Annotated in this window: 21 protein-coding genes, 1 pseudogene and 1 riboswitch; of the genes and pseudogenes, 1 reads left to right on the forward strand and 21 read right to left on the reverse strand. The window is 69.8% G+C overall.

What is annotated here, in order from left to right; translation table 11 throughout:
• Positions 1 to 43 precede the first annotated feature (43 nt).
• The 8 genes and pseudogenes from thiD to AB0M88_RS19515 all read right to left on the reverse strand — a co-directional run bounded on the left by thiD (position 44) and on the right by AB0M88_RS19515 (position 6520).
• The gene (gene thiD, locus AB0M88_RS19480) at positions 44 to 793 is read right to left on the reverse strand and encodes a bifunctional hydroxymethylpyrimidine kinase/phosphomethylpyrimidine kinase (protein ID WP_364103613.1); all 750 of its coding nucleotides are present in this window, start codon (positions 791 to 793) and stop codon (positions 44 to 46) included.
• A 245-nt stretch (positions 794 to 1038) separates the two neighbouring features.
• Positions 1039 to 1581: pseudogene (locus tag AB0M88_RS19485) on the reverse strand (thiamine phosphate synthase); the annotation flags it as partial.
• A complete protein-coding gene (locus AB0M88_RS19490; RefSeq protein ID WP_364103616.1) occupies positions 1575 to 2318 on the reverse strand; it encodes a thiazole synthase in 744 nt (247 codons plus the stop codon). The pseudogene AB0M88_RS19485 and the gene AB0M88_RS19490, both read right to left, overlap by 7 nt.
• Positions 2319 to 2320: 2 nt before the next feature.
• Complete coding sequence (gene thiS / locus AB0M88_RS19495; RefSeq protein WP_364103619.1) at positions 2321 to 2521, reverse strand: sulfur carrier protein ThiS; 201 nt, start codon at positions 2519 to 2521, stop codon at positions 2321 to 2323.
• Positions 2518 to 3513, reverse strand: a complete 996-nt coding sequence (gene thiO, locus AB0M88_RS19500; protein ID WP_364103622.1) for a glycine oxidase ThiO — start codon at positions 3511 to 3513, stop codon at positions 2518 to 2520. The genes thiS and thiO overlap by 4 nt, the downstream gene beginning before the upstream one ends.
• On the reverse strand, positions 3510 to 4088 hold the full coding sequence (gene thiE, locus AB0M88_RS19505; RefSeq protein WP_364103625.1) for a thiamine phosphate synthase: 579 nt from the start codon (positions 4086 to 4088) through the stop codon (positions 3510 to 3512). The genes thiO and thiE overlap by 4 nt, the downstream gene beginning before the upstream one ends.
• Positions 4079 to 4190, reverse strand: a riboswitch (TPP riboswitch). (Overlaps the previous gene by 10 nt.)
• Positions 4191 to 4225: 35 nt before the next feature.
• Positions 4226 to 5872, reverse strand: a complete 1647-nt coding sequence (locus AB0M88_RS19510) for an ATP-binding cassette domain-containing protein (RefSeq protein ID WP_364103628.1) — start codon at positions 5870 to 5872, stop codon at positions 4226 to 4228.
• Between the two features lie 33 nt (positions 5873 to 5905).
• A complete protein-coding gene (locus AB0M88_RS19515; protein ID WP_364103631.1) occupies positions 5906 to 6520 on the reverse strand; it encodes a methyltransferase in 615 nt (204 codons plus the stop codon).
• Positions 6521 to 6616: 96 nt separating this feature from the next.
• Here AB0M88_RS19515 and AB0M88_RS19520 point away from each other — a divergent pair, with 96 nt between their 5' ends.
• Positions 6617 to 7501: a hypothetical protein gene (locus AB0M88_RS19520; RefSeq protein WP_364103633.1), complete on the forward strand. Its 885-nt coding sequence runs from the start codon at positions 6617 to 6619 to the stop codon at positions 7499 to 7501.
• 6 nt (positions 7502 to 7507) lie between these two features.
• Here AB0M88_RS19520 and truA read toward each other — a convergent pair whose 3' ends face one another.
• The 13 genes from truA to secY all read right to left on the reverse strand — a co-directional run bounded on the left by truA (position 7508) and on the right by secY (position 16410).
• A complete protein-coding gene (gene truA, locus AB0M88_RS19525) occupies positions 7508 to 8323 on the reverse strand; it encodes a tRNA pseudouridine(38-40) synthase TruA (protein WP_364103636.1) in 816 nt (271 codons plus the stop codon).
• A gap of 130 nt (positions 8324 to 8453) precedes the next feature.
• Positions 8454 to 9029 (reverse strand): 50S ribosomal protein L17, encoded by a 576-nt coding sequence (gene rplQ / locus AB0M88_RS19530; RefSeq protein WP_364103640.1) that lies wholly within the window; start codon positions 9027 to 9029, stop codon positions 8454 to 8456.
• Between the two features lie 36 nt (positions 9030 to 9065).
• Positions 9066 to 10088, reverse strand: a complete 1023-nt coding sequence (locus tag AB0M88_RS19535) for a DNA-directed RNA polymerase subunit alpha (RefSeq protein WP_364103643.1) — start codon at positions 10086 to 10088, stop codon at positions 9066 to 9068.
• An 83-nt stretch (positions 10089 to 10171) separates the two neighbouring features.
• Positions 10172 to 10798 carry a 30S ribosomal protein S4 gene (rpsD, locus tag AB0M88_RS19540; protein WP_364103646.1) on the reverse strand — a complete coding sequence of 209 codons (627 nt, stop codon included), beginning with the start codon at positions 10796 to 10798 and terminating at the stop codon, positions 10172 to 10174.
• Positions 10799 to 10814: 16 nt separating this feature from the next.
• Positions 10815 to 11222 (reverse strand): 30S ribosomal protein S11, encoded by a 408-nt coding sequence (rpsK, locus tag AB0M88_RS19545; RefSeq protein ID WP_020513613.1) that lies wholly within the window; start codon positions 11220 to 11222, stop codon positions 10815 to 10817.
• Between the two features lie 17 nt (positions 11223 to 11239).
• Complete coding sequence (gene rpsM / locus AB0M88_RS19550) at positions 11240 to 11620, reverse strand: 30S ribosomal protein S13 (protein ID WP_364103650.1); 381 nt, start codon at positions 11618 to 11620, stop codon at positions 11240 to 11242.
• A gap of 152 nt (positions 11621 to 11772) precedes the next feature.
• Entirely contained in the window at positions 11773 to 11889 is a 117-nt protein-coding gene (gene rpmJ / locus AB0M88_RS19555; protein WP_015619018.1) for a 50S ribosomal protein L36, read from the reverse strand.
• A 51-nt stretch (positions 11890 to 11940) separates the two neighbouring features.
• Entirely contained in the window at positions 11941 to 12162 is a 222-nt protein-coding gene (gene infA / locus AB0M88_RS19560) for a translation initiation factor IF-1 (RefSeq protein ID WP_007073013.1), read from the reverse strand.
• A gap of 194 nt (positions 12163 to 12356) precedes the next feature.
• Positions 12357 to 12935 carry a DUF1707 domain-containing protein gene (locus AB0M88_RS19565; RefSeq protein ID WP_364103655.1) on the reverse strand — a complete coding sequence of 193 codons (579 nt, stop codon included), beginning with the start codon at positions 12933 to 12935 and terminating at the stop codon, positions 12357 to 12359.
• A gap of 14 nt (positions 12936 to 12949) precedes the next feature.
• On the reverse strand, positions 12950 to 13459 hold the full coding sequence (locus tag AB0M88_RS19570; RefSeq protein ID WP_364103658.1) for a DUF1707 domain-containing protein: 510 nt from the start codon (positions 13457 to 13459) through the stop codon (positions 12950 to 12952).
• Positions 13460 to 13505: 46 nt separating this feature from the next.
• Entirely contained in the window at positions 13506 to 14339 is an 834-nt protein-coding gene (gene map, locus AB0M88_RS19575; protein WP_364103661.1) for a type I methionyl aminopeptidase, read from the reverse strand.
• Between the two features lie 2 nt (positions 14340 to 14341).
• Positions 14342 to 14995 (reverse strand): adenylate kinase, encoded by a 654-nt coding sequence (locus AB0M88_RS19580; protein ID WP_364103664.1) that lies wholly within the window; start codon positions 14993 to 14995, stop codon positions 14342 to 14344.
• Positions 14996 to 15063: 68 nt separating this feature from the next.
• Positions 15064 to 16410 carry a preprotein translocase subunit SecY gene (secY, locus tag AB0M88_RS19585; RefSeq protein WP_364103667.1) on the reverse strand — a complete coding sequence of 449 codons (1347 nt, stop codon included), beginning with the start codon at positions 16408 to 16410 and terminating at the stop codon, positions 15064 to 15066.
• Positions 16411 to 16474 lie beyond the last annotated feature (64 nt).

Consider the following 16474-nt stretch of genomic DNA (forward strand, 5'->3'; position numbering starts at 1 on the left):
GACCGAAGGCCGCACGAATCCCTGGCCCGCCGGGCGAGCTGATCTAGGCGAAGTGGTTCAGCGGACCGGGCCCGGCACCCAGCCGCCACTCGCTGCCACCACGCAGCGCCGTCGTCACGTACGCCTTGGCCGCACGCACCGCCTCCGGAATCGCATCGCCGGCCGCCAGCCGGACCGCGATCGCCGACGAGAAAGTGCAGCCAGATCCGTGGTTGTTCGCGGTTTCCACGGGCTGCCCGGCCAGCATCTCCGTCACGCCGTCGTAACGGAGCACATCCACCGCCAGCTCACTGCCGGTCACCACCACCGCGCGCGCCCCGCGCCCGGCGAGCACAACAGCGTCCGCCTCCGGCGATCCGCCTTCTCCACCCGCAAGCGCCGCGGCCTCCCGCCGATTCGGCGTCAGCACCTCCGCGTACGCGATGAGCCGGCCGACGAACCCGGCGCTCCCCAACGTCGCCCCCGAGGTCGCGACCAGCACCGGATCGACGACGAGGTGAGGCAGCTCCTTGGCCCGCGCCGCGATAACCTCCGCGATCGCGGCGTCGCCGACCATCCCGACCTTGACCGCCGCGACCGGGAGATCGTCGAGCACCGCATCCAGCTGGGCCGCCACGATCTCGGCCGGCACCGGGTGAATCGCCGCGACCCCCACCGTGTTCTGCGCCGTGATCGCCGTGATCACCGACGCGCCATAGGCCCCGAGCGCCGCGAACGTCTTGAGGTCGGCCTGGATCCCGGCCCCACCCCCCGAGTCGGACCCCGCGATGGTCAACACAACCGGCGGCGTCACGATCCGGCCCCACCCAGCGCGCGAACCCCGGCCGCCGGCCCAGCCACCACCGGCCCAGCCGCTGGCCCAGCCGCTGGCCCAGCCACCCCCGGCCCAGCCACCACCGGCCCGGCCGCCGCCTCCCCCGCCCCGGTCTGGGTGGGGTGAGTAAAGCGCCCAGGTCCGACAACTTCCGCCAGTTGTCCACCGACGGAAACCGCAGCGCCGCTGTCCACAGCCGCCGCGAATGCCGTGGACAACTCCCGCGCGACCTGCTCGGGATCCCGCGCCCGCATCACCGCTCCCAGCACCGCGATCCCAGCCGCCTCGGCCCTCGCGCACGCCGCGACCCGTGCCGCCGAGTCGATCCCGCCGAGTGCCAGCCACGGCACCGAACCCGCCCACCGAGCCGCCTCACCAGGACCCAGCGCAGGGCCATACCCCGGCTTCGTCGAGGTCGGGAAAACTGGCGAAAGCGTGACATAGTCCTCTTCGGATGGGAAAACGACGTCGTGCCGGGAACGTCCGACCAGCGCGACACCCCGGGCCGGCCACGGATCGGCCTCGGCCAGGTGCACCGCGTCGCCGCCCAACGGGTCCGGCCCGGCCACGATCAACCGGCCCGGCGGCAGCATCGAGCGCAGCTCGTCGGCCAGTGCGCGCCTCACCGCGTACGGAAGGTCTCTCTCCCGCAGAATGACCCACGCGGCGCCGCCGCGGACCGCCGCCGCGACCACCGAGACCAGTGAGCCGGCGGCGAGCCGGCGGTCGGTGAGCACGACGAGCCCCGACGGCGTGGCGGTCACCATCGCGCGAGGCCTTCGTCCGAGGTGGAGGCCAGGGCGTGGAAGCGTCGCGGAATCCGCCCGGCCGAGTACGCCAACCGACCGGCCGAAACCGCGTGCCGCATCGCCGTCGCCATCGTCACCGGATCGTCGGCCCGGGTGATCGCGCTGGCGATCAGCACCCCGTCGCAGCCGAGTTCCATCGCCAGCGCCGCGTCCGAGGCCGTGCCGATCCCGGCGTCGAGGATGACCGGCACGTCGACGCTCTGCCGGATCAGCCGGATGTGGTGCGGGTTGGAGACGCCCAGGCCGGAGCCGATCGGCGACCCGGCCGGCATCACCGCCGCGCAGCCGGTGTCGGCCAGGCGGCGGGCGAGGATCGGGTCGTCGGTCGTGTAGGGCAACACCGTGAACCCGTCCGCGACCAGCGTCTCCGCCGCCCGCAGCAGTTCGACCCCGTCCGGCAGCAGGGTCCGGTCGTCGCCGATCACCTCAAGCTTGACCAGGTCGGTCTCGAACGCGTCCCGGGCCAGGTGGGCCGTCTTGATCGCGTCGTCGGCGGTGTAGCAGCCGGCCGTGTTGGGCAGCACCCGCACGCCGAGCCGGTCGAGCAGCGGCAGCAGGCCGGGCCCGGCCGCGTCGACCCGCCGCAGCGCGACCGTGACCAGGTCGGTGCCGGACGCGACGATCGCCTGTTCGAGTACGGCCAGGCTGGACGCCCCGCCGGTGCCCAGGATGAGCCGCGAATCTCCGAAGATCATTGTCAGCCTCCCTGGGCCGCGGTGAGCACCTCGACCGTGTCGCCGTCGGCCAGCGTCACCTCGGCCCAGCTCGACCGGGGCACGACCGTCCCGTTGACCGCGACCGCGACCCCCCGGCGTGCGGCGGCCAACGAGGTCACCAGGTCGTCGACCGACAGATTGACGAAGACGGACCGCTCCTGACCGTTCACCGTCACCCTCATGCGAACCTCCCCGGCGCGAAGTCGTCGAGCATCGGATCGGCCGGCCCGCCGAGGGCCAGATCGGCGATCAGGTCGGCGGTGACCGGCGCCAGCAGAACGCCGTTGCGGAAGTGCCCGGCCGCGACCAGCACCCCCTCCCGGAGCACCCCGAGCAGCGGGGCGTTGTCGGGCGTGCCCGGCCGATGACCGACCAGTGTCTCGGCCAGCGCGCATTCGGCCAGGTCGGGCACGAGTTCGACGGCCGCGCGCAGCAGGTCGTAGACGCCCCCGGCGGTGACCGTCCAGTCGGATCGTTCCTCCTGGGTCGCCCCGACCACGATCTCGCCGTCGGCCCGCGGCACGATGTAGACCGAGCGGCCGTCGACCGTCGCCTCGAGCACGTGCCGGATCAGTCCCGGTTCGCCGCGCAGCCGCAGCACCTGGCCCTTGACCGGCCGGACCGGCAGCCCGGTGAGCGCCGCCGTCCCGCAGCCCGCGGCCACCACGATCGTCGTCGCGTCGACCTCGTCGAGAGTGGACACCCGCTTGGCGACGATCCGGTCGGCGAGCCGGTCGCGCAGGGCTGCCACGACGAGACGCGGATCCACCTGCCGGTCGGCCGGAAGGTATACGCCCGCTCGCACTCGCGGCGAGAGGGCCGGCTCGAGTTCGCGCAGCTCGGAGGGGCGCAGAGGCGGCGTGGACCATTCGCGCGAGGCCGAGGCCACGTCGTCGGCCGTGACGGCGAGGCCGAGCGTGCCCGCCTCGTCGTAGCCCACGTCGACGCCGAGTGACGAAGCGAACGAGGGCCAGCGTTCGGCGGAGGCCTTCATCAGCCCGACCAGCGCCGGCGTCTCGAAGGCGGCCTCCCCGCCCGGGGCGAGCATGCCCGCGGCGACGTTCCAGGCACCGTCCACACCGTCGTCGAAGATCGTCACATCGGCGCCCCGGGACACCAGCCGCCAGGCGATGGACAGCCCGATGATCCCGCCGCCGACCACCGCGACGGTCATGACAGCACCTTCAGGAACGAGGCGGTGGCACCGGCCGGGTCAGCTGCGACGGCCGAGATCACAGCCACCCCATATGTCCCGAGTTCCGGCACCCGGTCAACCGTGATCCCGCCGATCGCGATCACCGGAACATCGGGAACTGCGGCGGCCACGGCGGCAACAAAGGAGGGCCCGAGTGGTGGCGGCAGGCCGTCCTTTGTAGACGTGGCAAACACCGGGCCGAGGCCGACATAAGAAGCGCCGTCGGCGACGGCACGGCGTATGCCCGAAATATCGCGACAGGTTGCACCGACGACGGCAGAAGGGCCCAGTAGCCGCCGAGCCACCGAGACCGGCAAATCGGACTCTCCGACATGGACACCGTCGGCCCCCGCGGCCAGCGCCACCTCGACCCGATCATCGACGAGGCACAAAGCCCCGGCATCTCGACATATCGGCAAGGCGGCCGAGGCTAACGAAAAAGCGATACGAGCCGACGACTTGACCCGGATCTGCACCGCGACCGGCCCGACACCGACCACCGCCCGCACGACGTCGAGCGAATCGGTAATGACATGTAGCCGAGGAAACACCACACGCTCCTCCCTGCGCCGGCATGATCCGGATCAGGTTCGACGGTCGGGGGCCGCAACAGCCCCCCTCTCAGCCCGGTGCTCCGGACTCCCGTGGGGTTGGTTCTTCTCCGGACCATAACCGGCCCGGGAACGAAAAACTAGCGCACGTCCCAAACCGGCTGTGGTGTCTCGATCACCTCTCCGTCGCTCTGGAAGAGCACGAACCGGTCGAAGGACCGGGTGAACCAGCGGTCATGGGTGACCGCGATGACCGTGCCGTCAAAGGCCGTCAGGCCTTCCTCGAGCGCCTCCGCCGAGGCCAGGTCGAGGTTGTCGGTCGGCTCGTCGAGCAGCAGCAACGTCGCCCCGGACAGCTCGAGCAGCAGCACCAGGAACCGCGCCTGCTGCCCGCCCGAGAGCGTGCCGAACTTCTGGTCGCCCTGTCCGGCCAACTCGTAGCGGTTGAGCGCCTTCATCGCCCCGGCCCGGTCGCGTCCGGCGCGATGTTCGTCACCCCGCCACAGGATCTCGACCAGCGTCCGGCCGAGCAACTCGGGCCGGTCATGGGTCTGCGAGAAGTGCCCCGGCCGCACCCGCGCGCCGAGTCGAGCGACGCCGTTGTGCTTCACCCGGGCCAGCGGCGCGCCGTCGACCGGCTGGTTCTCGACGTCGGGGCTGCTTCCACCGGCCGCCAGCAGCCGCAGGAAGTGCGACTTCCCGGTGCCGTTGGCCCCGAGCACGGCGACCCGGTCGCCGTACCAGATCTCGAGATCGAACGGGAAGGTCAGATCTTCCATCTCCAGGTCCGTGCAGATCACGGCCCGTTTAGCCGTACGCCCACCGCGCAGGTCCATCCGCACCGACTGATCCTTGGGCGGCAGCGGCGGCGGCCCGGCCTCCTCGAACTTGCGCAACCGCGTCTGCGCCGACTGATAGCGCGACGCCATGTCGGAGTTGTACGCCGCCTTCTGCTTGTACATCAGCATCAGCTCGCGCAGCTTCTGGTGCTCCTCGTCCCACCGCTTGCGGTTCTCCTCCAGCCGCTCGTGGCGGTGCACCCGAGCCTCGTGCCAGGAGGCGAACCCGCCCGGATGCGTCCAGGCGCTGCCGCCCTCGACGGTGACCACGCGGTCGGCGGTGCGGGCCAGCAGCTCGCGATCGTGCGAGACGTAGAGGACCGACTTGGGCGACTCGCGCAGCCGCTCCTCCAGCCAGCGCTTAGCCGGCACGTCGAGGAAGTTGTCGGGCTCGTCGAGCAGCAGCACCTCGTCGTCGCCGCGCAGCAGCAGGTCGAGGGCGAACCGTTTCTGCTGGCCACCCGAGAGGGTCCGCACCGGACGGTCGCGAACCTCGTCCCACGGCTTGTCCAGAATGGCCACGGCGACGGTGTCGAACAACACCTCGGTGTCATATCCGCCGACCTCACCCCAGTGGGTGAGCGCGTTCGCGTACGCGATCTGGCTGCGCTCCGATTCGTCGAGCGCCCCGAGAGCGGCCGCGACGCGCTCACCGGCCGAGCGCAGGGCGGGCGCCATCAGCGAGAGCGCCAGGTCGGACAGCGTGCGATCGTCGCCGATCATGCCGATGAACTGGCGCATCACGCCGAGGCCGCCGGAGCGCGCGACCGCACCGACCGGCACCGGCAGGTCACCGGCGACCATGCGCAGCAACGTGGTCTTGCCGGCCCCGTTCGGACCGACCAGCGCGACCTTGGCCCCCTCGCCGACCCGGAACGCCACATCGGCCAGCAACTCGCGCCCATCGGGCAGCACATAGCCCACGCCGGCGACATCCACGTAACCCATGGCCTGCATCCTGCCTGGTCGATGCCCTCGCGGTCAGTCGGTTTTCCGGGTCACGCGCAGCACGCGGTAACCCTTCTGGCTGGCCATCCGCTCGACCAGCCAGTCGCGCTCGACCAGCCAGGCGTGCAGCGAGTCGCCGCCCAGATGCCGGTTGATGACCAGCCAGGCGACACCGTCCGGCGCGAGCCGCGGCAGCCAGCGGTCCAGCACCGCGTGCAACTCGGCCTTCCCGACGTGGGTCGGCGGATTGCTCCAGATCTGGTCGAACGTCACCCCGGCCGGCACGGCGTCCGGCTCGGACACCCGGATCCGCTCGGCCAGGCCCAGCGACGCCGCGTTCTCGACCGTCAGCTCCCGCGCCCGGGAGTTCACGTCGATCGCGTACACCAGCGCCTGCGGCGCCTCCTCGGCCAGGACGGCCGCGATCGGCCCATAACCACACCCGAGATCCAGAAAGACCCCGGTGGTCGCGGCGGTCGGCAGGTCACCCTTCTTCAGGAGTACGGCCGTGCCCGGGTCAAGGCGTCCGCCCGAGAACACTCCCGAGGCCGTCGCGAGCCGGTAGTCCCGCCCGGCGACGCTGAACTCGATCTCGCCCCGGTGGGCGGGTGCGGTGGGCTCGGCGCTGAAGTAGTGGTCCGCGGTCACCGGTCAAGTCTGCCGCCGCGCAACGACCGGCCATACCCCGGGGGTGCCGCACACTCTGTGCGTTCATAGATCACCGTGCGCTTCTAGCGTGAATGCATGCTCCACGGCACCCCTTCACGCACCTTCCACTCACTGCACGCGGCCGGCCACCGCCGGGCCGCCGGAGATACGAGGGTCGGCGGAGATGCAAGGGTCGCCGCCCGGCACCGGCAGCGGGTCGCCCCCCGCTTCCGGTCCCGCCCGCTCGCCGTCACCGGCTCGGGCGTGCTGGCCCTGCCCCGCACCGCCGTCCTGCCGGTCAGCCCGCAGTGGGCCGCCCAGGCCCTGACCAAGGCCCTGGCCACCCTGATCGTGGCGTCCGTGTTCGGCCTGATCGCCTTCTTCATCGTCGCCGACGAGCGCCGCGACGACTCCCCCGCCACCGCGTCCGCTTTCGACGTGCTGGGGTCACGGGCCGCCGACCCCGCCCCGCTCACCCTGCAGGAAGTCTTCCCCGACCCGGCCGAGGTGCGCCCGCCCGGCGTCACCTCGGCCTACCAGGTGACGATGACCCACGTCGACAGCCAGTGCGGCATCGCCACCACCGGCACCCTGGGCGCCCTGCTGTCCGGCCGCGGCTGCTCCCAGGTGGTCCGGGCGTCCCTGACCGCACCCTACGGCGACTATCTGGTCACCGCGGGCCTGTTCAACCTGGCCGACGCGGCCGGCGCGAGCGCGCTGGACGCTGAGCTGCGGCGCCTGGTCGAAACCGGCGACGGCAGCTTCGCCGCGATGGCGGCCGAGCCGGGCAGCGACCCGGCCACCCCCACCGCCGCCCAGGTCGGCTGGCACGCCCGCGGCCACTACCTGCTCTATTGCGTCATCACCCGCCCCGGCGGCGCCGTGGTCCTCAACGACGACCCGAACGCCGCCCGCATCACCGCCGACCTGGTCGACGGCTACCTCGACGCCGGCGTTCTCACCCGCCGCAGCCAGAACTGAAGCCGGTCAGGCCCGCAGCCGCCGCGTGGTGTCGGCGCGCGACGCATACTCCGTCTCGGCCGGATAGCCGACCGCGATCAGGGTCAGCCCGTGCGCCGGGGCCACGGTCACCTCACTCGAACGTTCGCGCAGCGTGAGCAGGGTCCGCGGCCACGACGGGTCGCGCCGGCCGTCCCCGACCGAGAGCATCGCGCCGACCAGGCTGCGCACCATCGACTGGCAGAACGCGTCGGCCTGCACGGTCGCCACGCAGATCCCGTCCGGGTCGCGGCGCCAGTCCAGCCGGGTGATCGCGCGGACCGTGGTCGCGTGCTCCTTGCGCTTGCAGTACGCCGCGTAGTCGTTCTCCCCGACCAGCCCGGCCGCGGCCGCGTTCAGCCAGTCCAGGTCGAGCGGCCGCATCCAGCCGAGCGTGTCATGGCGGCGCAGCGGCTCGGGCCCCCACGGCGTGTCGGCGACGCGGTACTCGTACCGGCGGAAGGTGGCCGAGAAGCGGGCGTCGAAGGTGTCCGGCACCTCGGTCACGCGCCGCACGCGGGCATCCGGCGGCATCAGCGCGGCCAGCCGGCGCAGCAGCGAGCCCTCCAGCGCGGTCCACGCCTCGGCCGGCAGGTCGACGTGGCAGACCTGGCCGGTCGCGTGCACGCCGGCGTCGGTGCGGCCGGCGACGGTCAGACCCAGGGGGTGGTCCGGGCCGACGAGACGGCCCAGGGCCGCGGTCAGAACCCCGGCGACCGTACGCCGTGACGGCTGCACCGCCCACCCCGAGAAGTCGGCACCGTCGTACGACACGTCCAGTCGCAAGCGGATGGTGTCGCTCACGCGAAAGTCCCCTCTTCGGCCGTGACCCACGACGGCGCGGGGTCGTCGTGGCGGGACCGATCCCGACCCGTACGAAAAAGGGCCCGGCACCCCCGAAAGAGTGCCGGACCCGGTAGAGCTCAGCCCGTGATCAGGCCTTGTCGTCCTCGGTCTTCGCCTCGGCGTCGTCCGCGACGACATCGTCCGGAACAACGTTGTCGGCGACGACATCGTCTGCCACCGGCTCCGCCGAGGCGACCGGCGCGGCGGCCGGGGTCTCCTCGTCGGGAGCGAGCGCCTCGACCTTGGCCTGCTGCGCGGCCGCCTTGCGCGCGGCCTTCTTGGCCGGCGCCGTGGTGGCCACGACCTGCAGCTCCTCGACCAGCTCGATGACGGCCATCGGAGCGGCGTCACCCTTGCGGGGGCCGGTCTTGGTGATCCGGGTGTAGCCACCCGGCCGGTTGCCGTACCGCGGAGCGATGTTGGCGAACAGGTCGTACACGACGTCCTTGTCCCGCACAACGGTCATCACCCGGCGGCGGGCGTGCAGGTCACCGCGCTTGGCCTTGGTGATGAGCTGCTCAGCCAGCGGACGCAGGCGCCGGGCCTTCGTCTCGGTGGTCTTGATCTTCCCGTGCCGGAAAAGCTCGGTGGCCAGGTTGGCCAGGATGAGCTTCTCGTGCGCCGGGCTGCCGCCGAGGCGGGGACCCTTGGTGGGCGTGGGCATTGCGATGCTCCTTGTTATACGGCTGACCGGTCGCTCTTAGAGCTGCTCGGTCTCGCGGTAGTCGTCGGTGTCGTAGTCCACGTCGCCGAACGAGTCCACGACGTGCGCCGGGTCGAAGGACGGCGCGCTGTCCTTCAGGCCCAGGCCCATTCCGGCGAGCTTCATCTTGACCTCGTCGATCGACTTCTGACCGAAATTCCTTATATCGAGGAGGTCGGCCTCGGTGCGCCCGATCAGCTCACCGACGCTGTTGATGCCCTCGCGCTTGAGGCAGTTGTAGGACCGGACGGTGAGGTCCAGCTCCTCGATCGGCAGGGCCAGATCGGCGGCGAGCTGGGCGTCCTGCGGGGACGGTCCGATGTCGATGCCCTCGGCGGTCTCGTCGAGCTCGCGGCACAGGCCGAAGAGCTCGACCAGGGTCGAGCCGGCCGACGCCAGCGCGGTCCGCGGCGAGATGGACGCCTTCGACTCGACGTCGATGATCAGACGGTCGAAGTCGGTGCGCTGCTCGACACGGGTCGCCTCGACGCGGTAGGTCACCTTCATGACCGGCGAGTAGATCGAGTCGACCGGGATCCGGCCGATCTCGGCACCGGCGGTCTTGTTCTGCGCCGCCGTGACGTAGCCACGGCCCCGCTCGACGGTGAGCTCCATGTCGAGCCGGCCCTTGCTGTTGAGCGTGGCCAGCTTCAGGTCGGGGTTGTGCACGGAGACGCCGGCCGGGGGCTGGATGTCACCGGCGGTGACGTCGCCCGGGCCCTGCTTGCGCAGGTACATGCTGACCGGCTCGTCGTGCTCGGAGCTGGTGGTGAGCTCCTTGACGTTCATGACCAGCTCGACCACGTCCTCCTTGACACCGGGGATCGTGGTGAACTCGTGCAGGACGCCGTCGATCTTGATGCTGGTGACCGCCGCGCCCGGGATGGACGACAGCAGGGTCCGCCGGAGCGAGTTGCCGAGGGTGTAGCCGAAGCCCGGCTCCAGAGGCTCGATGGTGAACCGGGAGCGGGTCTCGCTGAGCGACTCCTCCGTGAGAGTCGGCCGCTGGCTGATGAGCACGCTGTTCTTCTTTCTGTCAGGCCATCCGCTATATGACGGCCGTCTTTCGGGTGCCGGCCGGACTTGGCCGGCACCCGGGAGCTCTACTTGGAGTAGAGCTCGACGATCAGCTGCTCCTGGACCTGGGTGTCGATGACACTGCGGGCCGGGAGCGAGTGCACGAGGATCTTCATCTCGCTCGGGATGGTCTCGAGCCACGCCGGCACGGGCCGCGAACCGGCCTGGGCCTGCGAGACGACGAAGGGAGTCATCTCCTTCGACTTCTCGCGGGTCGTGACGATGTCGTGCTCCTTGACCCGGTACGACGGGATGTCGACCTTGTGGCCGTTGACCAGGAAGTGGCCGTGCTTGACCAGCTGCCGGGCCATGTCCCGGGACTGCGCGAGGCCGGCCCGGTAGACGACGTTGTCGAGACGCGACTCGAGGATCTGCAGCAGCACCTCGCCGGTCTTGCCCGGCTTGGTGACAGCCTCCTCGTAGTACGTGTGGAACTGCTTCTCCAGCACGCCGTAGACGCGGCGGGCCTTCTGCTTCTCGCGGTGCTGAAGCAGGTATTCCGTCTCCTTCGTGCGACCACGGCCGTGCTGGCCGGGCGGGAAGGGACGCGACTCGAACGGGCACTTCGGCCCGTCGCACTTGCTGCCCTTGAGGAACAGCTTCATCTTCTCGCGGCGGCAGCGCTTGCAGTCCGCACCTGTATAACGAGCCATTGTTCCTAGATCTCCCTCAGACCCGACGACGCTTAGGCGGACGGCAACCGTTGTGCGGCTGCGGGGTGACGTCGGCGATCTGGCCGACCTCGAGGCCCGCGGCCTGCAGCGAACGGATGGCGGTCTCCCGGCCGGAACCGGGGCCCTTGACGAACACGTCGACCTTGCGCATGCCGTGCTCCATCGCCCGGCGAGCGGCGGCCTCGGCGGCCAGCTGCGCGGCGAACGGGGTCGACTTGCGGGAGCCCTTGAAACCCACCTGGCCGGACGAGGCCCAGGAGATGACCGCACCGGTCGGGTCGGTGATCGACACGATGGTGTTGTTGAAGGTGCTCTTGATGTGCGCCTGCCCGTGGGCGACGTTCTTGCGTTCCTTGCGCCGGACCTTCTTGACTGCGGCCCCTGCGCGTGCCTTCGGTGGCATAAGTCAGTGCGCTCCTATTACTTCCGACCGGGCTTCTTCTTACCGGCGACCGTGCGCTTCGGGCCCTTGCGGGTACGAGCGTTGGTACGGGTCCGCTGGCCACGAACGGGAAGACCCCGGCGGTGGCGGATGCCCTGGTAAGCCCCGATCTCCACCTTGCGGCGGATATCCGCGGCGACCTCGCGGCGAAGGTCACCCTCAACCTTGAAATTGGCCTCGATGTAGTCGCGGAGCTGAACCAGCTCCTCTTCCGTGAGGTCCTTCGAGCGCTTGTCCAGGCCGATACCGGTCGCTGCCAGTGCTTCCACCGAGCGGGTCCGGCCGATCCCGAAGATGTAGGTGAGTGCGATCTCCATCCGCTTGTCGCGGGGGAGATCCACTCCGACGAGTCGAGCCATAAGTGGGCGTACTCCTCAGTCATTTCGGAGGTCTGTGCCGCTCCCATCCCGTCTGCCCGGACGGGCCCCGGCCTCCGACCGGGGGTGTGGCCACCAGAGGTGGCCGGGAGAAGCTTGTTCGTGGTGCCGGATCTGGCCAGCGAACCCGGGACTCAGCCCTGGCGCTGCTTGTGGCGCGCGTCGGTCTTGCAGATGACCATGACGCGGCCGTGCCGCCGGATGACCCGGCAGTTGTTGCAGATCCGCTTGACGCTCGGCTTGACCTTCACGGTTTGCCTTAACTCTCAGTCGGAACGGGACGTAATACCCCGCGTCCCCTACTACTTGTAGCGGTAGACGATGCGTCCACGGGTCAGGTCGTACGGCGAGAGCTCGACGACGACCCGGTCCTCGGGAAGGATGCGGATGTAGTGCTGCCGCATCTTGCCGGAGATGTGAGCCAGTACCTTGTGACCATTCGCGAGCTCCACGCGGAACATGGCGTTCGGCAGGGGCTCGATCACTCGGCCCTCGATCTCGATGGCTCCGTCTTTCTTTGGCATGTCCTCCGCTACCTGACATCGGGGTTGGGGCTAGCGCTCGTGCAGTGTCTTACCCGATCCTCAAAGGTATGAGGGCTCGGACCAGCCGCGGCTCCCGCAAACCTCGAAGCGCTGAGGACATGCAAGAGTGGACGCTGCGCGCCAGCTAGCCAGTGTACGCGCGCCCCAGCAACGACACCAAACCGAGGTCGCCGTTACCCGAGGTCGGGTGTGTCGCCTCCCGAAGAACCGGACATGTCGGTCTTTTTCGCCTTAGGCGGGAACGCCTGCTGAGTCCGCCGCTCGTTCTCCAGCGCCCGCCGCTCCTTCTCCTCGCGCTCCCTGAGCTCCCGGGCCGCGCGCTCCTCGACCTCGCGCCGTGGCGCGCCTGTCATCAACCCGTTGATAGTCCGCCAGAGCAGGGCCGCGGCCCAGATGCCGATGATCCAGCCCGGCCAGTAGTCGCCGAATCCGCTGATCGCCCAGATCGCGGTCAGGACCACCGCGGCCGGCACCCAGCTCTGCCACTGATGGAAGATCCACTCGGCGGTCGGGTTCTTCGGCTTGGGCTCCACCGCGGCGGCGGCCGGGACCGGGGGCTGACCCACCGGCAGGTCGGTCAGGAGACCGTCGAGGTCGCCATAGGTCTTGGCGGCGTACGCCTGCTGCATGCGCTCGTCGTATTCGCCGAGGTCGAGCCGGCCCTCGTTCAAAGCGTCCCGCAGGCGCTCGACCACCCGCTCCCGGTCGGCATCGGACGCCCGCATCTGGTCCCGGCGCATCTCCTCCGCCATCGCAGCCCCGCGTTTCAGTAACCGCGGCGGCGGGACCGGCGCTCGTCGCGGGCCGCCCGGTACGCCGCACGACGCTCATCCCGCTCGGCGTGGCCGTGGTTGTAGCCGAACCACTGGCCGCCGACGCCGAGGACGATCGGAATCAGCATCCAGACCGGCCAGAAGTAGACGAGGTGGCCGGCGCTCAGGCTGGTGACCGCCCAGATCAGCACGCAGACCAGGAAGGCTCCGCCGTAGGGCCCCGTCCAGCGGGCCCACTGGCCGCCGATGGAGTGCCCGGGCCCCGGCGCGACCGGGGAGGCGACCGGCGCGGCCGGCTGCACCTGGGACTGCTGCGGCGGCACGGTGCCCGGCAGGTCGTCGAGCAGCCCGTCCAGATCGGCGAAGGTCTTCGCGGCGTACGTCCTCTGCAGTCGCTCGTCGTACTCACTCAGGTCGAGGCGGCCCTCGTCGAGAGCCGTCTTGAGCTGATCCGCCACTGCCTTGCGATCGCTGTCGCCGGCCCGCATTCCCTCGCGCCCCATGCTTCCCAGCATGCCAGCCCAGCGCCGCAGTGGCGATCCCGGGTTGTTACGACTGCCGCGCCGTCACGAGGTCGCCCAGCCGCGCGCGGCCCCCGTCGACGGCGGTGGTGACCCACACCCCGTCCTCGACGAGCGCGATGGTGTGCTCCACGTGGGCCGCCCTCGACCGGTCGCGGGTCACCACGGTCCATCCGTCGTCCAGCTCGCTGGTGCGCGGCGAACCCATGGTGATCATCGGCTCGATGGCCAGGCACAGGCCGGGCACCAGCCTCGGGCCCTTGCCCGGCTTGCCGTGGTTGAGCACGTGCGGGTCCTGGTGCATCTCGGTGCCGATGCCGTGCCCGCCGTAGCCGTCGACGATGCCGTAACGGCCCCCCTTGCGGACCGCCTTCTCGACGTTGAACGAGATGTCGGTCAGCCGGCCCCGGCCGTTGGCGGCGCCACGGGCGGCGGCCGCGATCCCGGCCCACATCGCGTCCTCGGCCACCTCGGCCATGCGCAGCAGCGCCGGGTCGGTCTCCCCCACGCCGACTGTGATCGCCGAGTCGCCGTGCCAGCCGTGCAGGATGGCACCGCAGTCGAGGGAGAGGAGGTCGCCTTCGGCGAGGACCTGGTCGGCGCTTGGGATGCCGTGCACGACCTGCTCGTTGACCGAGGCGCAGATCGAGGCCGGGAAGCCGTGGTAGCCCTTGAACGACGGGATCGCGCCCGCGTCGCGGATGACCTTTTCGGCGATCTCGTCGAGGTCGGCGGTGGAGACGCCGGGAGCGACGGCCTCCCGCATCGCGGCCAGCGCGGCGGCGACGACCAGGCCGGCGCCGCGCATCAGTTCGATCTGCTCGGAAGTTTTCAGCTGAATGTCCAGCTGGGGGCGGCGCATGGTCAGCCCCCGTAGGACCGCAGGGCGTCGATAGCGCGCACGGTGACGTCCTCGACCGGACCGGTCGCGTCGATGCCTACGAGCTTGCCCTGGGCGCCGAAGAAGTCCACCAGTGGCGCGGTCTTGTCCGCGTACTCCACGAGGCGGTTGGCGATGGTCTCGGCCTTGTCGTCGTCCCGCTGGAACAGTTCCGAGCCGCAGCGGTCGCAGATGTTGTCCTTGCTGGTCGGGTCGAACTCGACGTGCCAGATCTTGCCGCAACCGCGACAGGTCCGGCGGCCCGAGAGCCGCCGGATGACCTCGTCGTCGTCGACCACGAGCTCCATCACCAGATCGAGCGCGGTGCCGAGGTCGGCCAGGAGCTTGTCGAGCGCCGACGCCTGCGGGACGGTCCTCGGGAAACCGTCCAGCAGGAAGCCGTCGCCCGCGTCGGGCTCGGCGAGCCGGTCCCGGACCATGTTGATGGTGACCTCGTCGGGAACCAGCTGGCCGGCGTCCATGTAGCGCTTGGCCTCGACACCCAGCGGCGTGCCCTGCGACACGTTGGCCCGGAAGATGTCCCCGGTCGAGATCTTCGGTACGGCGAGGTGGGCGGCGATGAACTCAGCCTGGGTCCCCTTGCCGGCCCCCGGGGGGCCCACCAGTACCAGCCGCACCTACATCGCCTCGCTTCGGTGAGAACGAGAAACGCCCGACGCATGAGCCCCCCGGCTCCGCGCCGCCACTACCGGAGGAACCCTTCATAGTTGCGCTGCATCAGCTGGCTCTCGATCTGCTTCACCGTCTCCAGGCCGACACCCACCATGATCAGCACCGCGGTACCACCGAACGGGAAGTTCTGGTACTGCTGCTGATTCAGCCAGATGAAGAAGAAGTTCGGCAGCACCGAGATCAGGCCGAGGTAGAGCGCGCCCGGCAGGGTGATCCGGCTGAGGATGAAGTCCAGGTAGTCGGCGGTCGGCTTGCCCGGGCGGATACCCGGCACGAAACCACCGTACTTCTTCATGTTGTCCGCGACCTCGGTCGGGTTGAACGTGATCGAGACGTAGAAGTACGTGAAGAAGATGATCAGCACGAAGTAGATGCTGATGTACAGGTAGCTCGTGGGGTCGGCGAGCCACTTCTCGATCCAGACCTGGTAGCCCTTGAGGTTGTTCTTGTCGAAGAACTGCAGGTAGAGCTGCGGCAGGTAGAGGAGCGAGGATGCGAAGATCACCGGGACGACACCGGCCTGGTTGACCTTCAGCGGGATGTAGGTCGAGGTGCCTCCGTACATCCGGCGGCCGATCATGCGCTTCGCGTACTGCACCGGGATGCGACGCTGAGCCTGCTCGATGAAGACCACCGCGCAGATGATGAGCAGCACCAGGATGATGACGAGGCCGAACTTGCCCCAGCCGCTCGACTCCTTGATCGTCCAGCCCTCACCGGGAAGGCGGGCCGAGATCGAGGTGAAGATCAGCACGGACATGCCGTTGCCGACGCCGCGGTCGGTGATCAACTCGCCGAGCCACATCACCACGCCGGTGCCGGCGGTCATCGTCAGCACCAGGACGGTGAGTGTCAGCCAGGACGGCAGGCCCGTGTTGGTGGGGACGATCTGCATCTTGGGGTCGCTCTGGTCACACGCGTTGCCGAACAGCTGTCCGGTGCGGGCGAGGGCGACGAACGCCGAGGACTGCAGGATCGCCAGGCCGAGCGTCAGGTAGCGGGTGTACTGCGTGATCTTCGCCTGGCCGGACTGGCCCTCCTTGCGGAGCTGCTCGAGGCGGGGAATCACCACGGTCAGCAGCTGCAGGATGATCGATGCCGTGATGTACGGCATGATGCCGAGTGCGAAGACCGACAGGTGCAGCAGCGCACCGCCGGAGAAGAGGTTGAGCAGGTTCAGAACTTGACCGCCGGAGTCGGTGGAGTTGACCACCTTGAGACACGCCTGCACGTTGGTGTAAGACACCCCCGGACTGGGCATGGTGGCGCCCAACCGGTACAGCGCGATGATCGCGACCGTGAACAGCAGTTTCTTGCGCAGGTCAGGCGTCCGGAACGCACTGGTAAAGGCGGAGAGCAACTTCTTCCTCCTGCGCGGAAGCCGCCGGATCCGGCGGGTGGGGGAAAGGCATCGGCCGGAAGGC

The organism is Actinoplanes sp. NPDC051411, from assembly GCF_040682075.1.
Lineage (GTDB): Bacteria > Actinomycetota > Actinomycetes > Mycobacteriales > Micromonosporaceae > Actinoplanes.

Excerpts from the sequence above, each read along its gene's own strand:
- AB0M88_RS19490 (WP_364103616.1), bottom strand. The coding sequence starts at position 2,318 with ATGATCTTCGGAGATTCGCGGCTCATCCTGGGCACCGGCGGGGCGTCC.
- thiS (WP_364103619.1), bottom strand. The coding sequence starts at position 2,521 with ATGAGGGTGACGGTGAACGGTCAGGAGCGGTCCGTCTTCGTCAATCTG.
- thiO (WP_364103622.1), bottom strand. The coding sequence starts at position 3,513 with ATGACCGTCGCGGTGGTCGGCGGCGGGATCATCGGGCTGTCCATCGCC.
- AB0M88_RS19510 (WP_364103628.1), bottom strand. The coding sequence starts at position 5,872 with ATGGGTTACGTGGATGTCGCCGGCGTGGGCTATGTGCTGCCCGATGGG.
- AB0M88_RS19520 (WP_364103633.1), top strand. The coding sequence starts at position 6,617 with ATGCTCCACGGCACCCCTTCACGCACCTTCCACTCACTGCACGCGGCC.
- rplQ (WP_364103640.1), bottom strand. The coding sequence starts at position 9,029 with ATGCCCACGCCCACCAAGGGTCCCCGCCTCGGCGGCAGCCCGGCGCAC.
- rpsD (WP_364103646.1), bottom strand. The coding sequence starts at position 10,798 with ATGGCTCGTTATACAGGTGCGGACTGCAAGCGCTGCCGCCGCGAGAAG.
- rpsK (WP_020513613.1), bottom strand. The coding sequence starts at position 11,222 with ATGCCACCGAAGGCACGCGCAGGGGCCGCAGTCAAGAAGGTCCGGCGC.
- rpsM (WP_364103650.1), bottom strand. The coding sequence starts at position 11,620 with ATGGCTCGACTCGTCGGAGTGGATCTCCCCCGCGACAAGCGGATGGAG.
- infA (WP_007073013.1), bottom strand. The coding sequence starts at position 12,162 with ATGCCAAAGAAAGACGGAGCCATCGAGATCGAGGGCCGAGTGATCGAG.
- AB0M88_RS19565 (WP_364103655.1), bottom strand. The coding sequence starts at position 12,935 with ATGGCGGAGGAGATGCGCCGGGACCAGATGCGGGCGTCCGATGCCGAC.
- AB0M88_RS19570 (WP_364103658.1), bottom strand. The coding sequence starts at position 13,459 with ATGGGGCGCGAGGGAATGCGGGCCGGCGACAGCGATCGCAAGGCAGTG.
- map (WP_364103661.1), bottom strand. The coding sequence starts at position 14,339 with ATGCGCCGCCCCCAGCTGGACATTCAGCTGAAAACTTCCGAGCAGATC.